Raw genomic sequence first — 3252 nt, forward strand, 5'->3', positions numbered from 1 at the left:
GACCAAGGAAGCTGATGGTTCGCCCCGTTTCGCGACGGGGCGAACCGCTCGTTCATGCTGCGATCTATGGCGAGGTGGGACGCGATGCCGCTAAGGAGCCATGCTGCAGGGACATGGTTCGGCGCGACTTTGTGCGTTGGCAAAGCGACGCATCGCCAGTGTTCGAATTCCGGTACCATGTCGATGCCAGCACCGATTGCAGCGAGGCAGGTGCGAGCCTGCGGCATGATGCGTCGGATGGCGCCGGTCGCGCTGGCGGCTACGCTTACCGCCTGCCAAGGCAATGCGATCAAGAGCAATCTGTTTGCCGCAGCGGATCACGATCGCGGGGAGAGGATCGAATGGTCCGCCCCTCGGGCGGCACCCGAGGCGACAATCCAGGTCGCGGATGCCTCCGAGCCGCCCCTGGTGCCGGTACCATCTGAGCGTAGGGTGGCAGCGGCAGCTTCGCCTGTCCCGCCTGCCAGTTCCGATGGCCAACAAGGCGATGTCGCCGAAGTCGGCCGCAAGCTCGCCGATCCGACCTCGAACGTGTGGGCGCTATTTACCGAGTTTGACTGGAACTTCATGCAGGGCAAGGCGACCACAAAGTATCGCCATGCACAGGAGATCCTGTTCCAGCCCGTCCTTCCGCTCCCACTGACGGAAAACACCAAACTCATCACCCGGCCGGTCGTGCCGTTCGCGAGCGTACCGCTGCCCGACGGCAATGGCGGATTCGATCGCAAGACCGGCCTTGGTGATATTCAGTTGCCGTTGCTCTTCGTTCCCAAGGGCTTTTCTGCCGGCGACTTCAGTGTAACGTTCGGCACCGGGCCGACCTTCGTCTTTCCGAGCGCAACCAGCGACTCCCTGGGTGCCGACCGCTGGGAAGCCGGGCCGGCGCTCGTCGGTGTCTTCAAGAACGAACAAATAACAGCAGGGGCCCTGGGACAGTACTGGTGGTCTTACGCCGGCGGCAGCCCATCCACCAGCCACGGCTCGCTCCTGTACTTTGCTTTCTACAATCTGCCAAATGCCTGGCAGATCGGCACCAACCCGACGATTACTTATAATGACAAGTCGTCCTCGGATAATAAGTGGGACGTGCCGATTGGGATCACCGTCGCCAAAACGACCAAGATCGGCGCTGTGCCGGTAAAGTTCCAGTTGGGCGCAGAATACTTTGTCGTTAACCAGGAAGACTATGGATCGCGCTTCCAAATCAAGTTGAACATTATTCCTGTGATTCCAGCCCTGGTCAAGACGCCGTTGCTATAAGGGAAAGATGGACATGAATTTGCGGTTGATCAAACGCTCGCTCGCGGTCGTTGCAGTCTTCTGGCTGTTTGCAATGGCCTCTGTTGCCGGGGCCGCCGACGATCCCCTGCCATCGTGGACTGCGGGGCCGGCAAAGACGGCGATCCTTGAGTTCGTCAAGGCGGTAACCGACGCGAAGAGCCCGTCGTTCGTCAAACCCGAGGAGCGGATTGCCACCTTCGACAACGACGGAACGCTTTGGCCGTCCCACCCGATGTACACTCAGCTCGCCTTTGCCTTGGACCGCATCAAGGCGCTCGCACCCCAGCACCCTGAGTGGACGACGACCCAACCCTTCAAGGCCGTGCTCGACAACGACTTGGAGGCGCTCGCAGCCTCGGGCGAGAAGGGGCTGGTCGAATTGGTCATGGCCTCCCATGCCGGCATGACGACGGACGAGTTCGAGGCGATCGTCAGCGATTGGTACGACAAGGCGCGTCATCCGCGCTTCAAGCGGCGCTACACCGAGCTGGCTTATCAGCCGATGCTCGAACTGCTGGCGTTTCTGCGGGCCAACGACTTCAAAACCTTCATCGTTTCCGGTGGTGGTGTTGAATTCATGCGGCCGATGACGGAGGCCGTGTACGGCGTGCCGCCCGAGCAGGTGGTGGGCTCGACCATCAAGACGCAGTATGCGGTCCAGAACGGCAAGCCGGTGCTGATGCGTCTGCCGCAGATTGATTTCATCGACGACAAAACCGGCAAGCCGGTCGGCATCAACAAGTTCATCGGCAGGCGGCCCATCGCGGCGTTCGGGAATTCTGCCGGGGACCGCGAGATGCTAGAATGGACCGGTGCGGGCGGTGGCGCGCGGCTGATGATGCTCGTGTTCCACGACGATGCCGAACGCGAGTATGCCTACGGTCCTGCCAACGGGCTGCCGGACACCAAGTTCGGCACCTTTCCGCAGGCCCTCATGGATGAGACCAAGCAGAAAGGGTGGGTCGTGATCAGCATGAAAAGCGACTGGGCGGCGATTTTTGCTGAGACACCAAAGTAATAGAGGAGGTTAGGCCAGTATTGAGTGTGGCGTGAACGCACTCGTGCGGTGAGACGAGCCGGAGAGCTCTAAGCCGCAACAATACGCTGGGATAGGGATGAGATTAAACGACATGAAGGCGCTTCGCGTTACTTTCGTCTCGACCTTGGCTCCGATGGCAATGGCAATGTCAGCGCTGGCCGGGGAGGAGAACCCCGGCAGCCCGGACAAGTGCACATCTGTCGTCTCTGAACAACTGAAGGTACTCGGCGTCAACATGGCGAGTTTGAAAAACCCGCAATGGCTCACCGATAACTTCAACCACAGGGGTGTAAACACTGTATCGGGATACCGTTTCTACGGCGAGCCGCCGACGTGCACGAACGGCGAGATTGCCGTCGAGATGAATGCACTATGCGGCATTAGTGACGTCTACACGACGGGCGAATGCCGCATCAAAGGTGCGCCCCACTACTGGTTCTAAGGATCTGGTTTCTGACCCGTAGTTCTATTAACTTGGGTCGGAGCCGCTATAAGGACTCCGGATCTCTCTTGCAGGAACAACGGCTGACGTTCTCGAATTGGGAATTCGGTATAGGGATGCCCTCAAAGATGGCTCGTAAACGCCTCCTCTCTCGCGTGAGCGTTGTTTGGCTCGCCATTGGCGGCGGCCTGCTGGTCGCCCAGCCAGCGCACAGTGCAGGCCTGTTCCTTACCGAGATGGCGACGCCTGACCTCGGCACGGCCGCAGCGGGACGGGCGGCGCTGGCAGTGGACGCAGCGACCGCGTTCGGCAATCCGGCCGGCATGACGCGGCTCGACAAGTCGCAGATGCTCGCAGGTATCCAGCCGGCCTACGGCATCACCCAGTTCGACAGGGACAGCGAAACCACGATTTCTGGCGGCAACGGCGGCAACGCGCTCGGCTTCATCCCCGGTCTCGCCGGCTACTACGTCTACAGTGCCACGCCGGA

4 protein-coding genes are annotated in these 3252 nt (G+C 60.5%); all 4 read left to right on the forward strand.

The features are described from left to right. Positions 1–225: 225 nt before the first annotated feature. Positions 226–1260, forward strand: coding sequence for a hypothetical protein (locus NFW05_RS11680; protein ID WP_295306803.1), 1035 nt, complete (start codon positions 226–228; stop codon positions 1258–1260). A 73-nt stretch (positions 1261–1333) separates the two neighbouring features. Continuing rightward, positions 1334–2299, forward strand: coding sequence for an HAD family hydrolase (locus NFW05_RS11685; protein ID WP_295306812.1), 966 nt, complete (start codon positions 1334–1336; stop codon positions 2297–2299). Between the two features lie 97 nt (positions 2300–2396). After that, positions 2397–2762, forward strand: coding sequence for a hypothetical protein (locus NFW05_RS11690; protein WP_295306806.1), 366 nt, complete (start codon positions 2397–2399; stop codon positions 2760–2762). A gap of 128 nt (positions 2763–2890) precedes the next feature. Next, positions 2891–3252, forward strand: a 362-nt coding sequence (locus NFW05_RS11695; protein ID WP_295306809.1) for an outer membrane protein transport protein, incomplete at its 3' end; no start/stop codon positions are given.

It is taken from the genome of Accumulibacter sp. (assembly GCF_023806625.1).
Lineage (GTDB): Bacteria > Pseudomonadota > Gammaproteobacteria > Burkholderiales > Rhodocyclaceae > Accumulibacter.

Coding starts and splice junctions, on each gene's coding strand:
- NFW05_RS11690 (WP_295306806.1), top strand. CDS start 2,397: ATGAGATTAAACGACATGAAGGCGCTTCGCGTTACTTTCGTCTCGACC.
- NFW05_RS11685 (WP_295306812.1), top strand. CDS start 1,334: ATGGCCTCTGTTGCCGGGGCCGCCGACGATCCCCTGCCATCGTGGACT.
- NFW05_RS11680 (WP_295306803.1), top strand. CDS start 226: ATGATGCGTCGGATGGCGCCGGTCGCGCTGGCGGCTACGCTTACCGCC.